Genomic DNA, 604 nt, shown 5'->3' with positions numbered 1-604 from the left:
GGCTACCGCAGGCAAACGAAACTCCTACGATGCACTTTGACCGGGTTTATCAGGAAACGCTGTATTGGCAGGGAGATGCCCCCCTATGAAACACCTTATTCGCAGTTTATGCCTTGGTAGTTGCCTGGCCTTGACCATCGGCTGCTCCGCCACCGGCAAGCCCAACACCTTCACCTTTACCGCCGACTTGCCGCCGGACTTTTTCTACAAGGCAACAGCGGTATACGTCCCAGCTTCTGGGGAGTCATGCACAGTACCTGGCGGTAGGAATACACAAGTTGTATTTAATCGGAAGTGGCGTACGGAATACCAACAAAACTCTGAAGTGGCCTTATACAGAACGGTCAGTGGATGTCCGTTGATGTTGCATAGCGTAAACCTTGACGTTTATGCGATCTATGGAAAAAGCGTTGCTGATTTCGGCACGGACTTCGGAAAAATAGCAGTGCGACCCACGCTGGATGAACGCGACCAAGACACCTTTAACGTGGCAGGTGAAAGCGCATTTTACGGCCAGTGCCAGTGGTTGTTTCGCACATCAGGCAGTTTGCGCCGCATTGTAAAAATCCTCGACTGCAAAGACACCGATGCCCAGGGCAAGCTG

1 protein-coding gene is annotated in these 604 nt (G+C 52.0%); it reads left to right on the top strand.

Annotation, left to right across the window (positions count from 1 at the left end):
- Nucleotides 1-85 precede the first annotated feature (85 nt).
- The coding region (locus ACZRMH_RS25805) for a hypothetical protein (RefSeq protein ID WP_464015817.1) at nucleotides 86-604 on the top strand (519 nt) is incomplete at its 3' end.

This window comes from Pseudomonas sp. B414 (assembly GCF_055408445.1).
The sequence above is the reverse complement of the archived record's forward strand: the minus strand, read 5'-3'. Positions and strand labels throughout refer to the sequence as shown.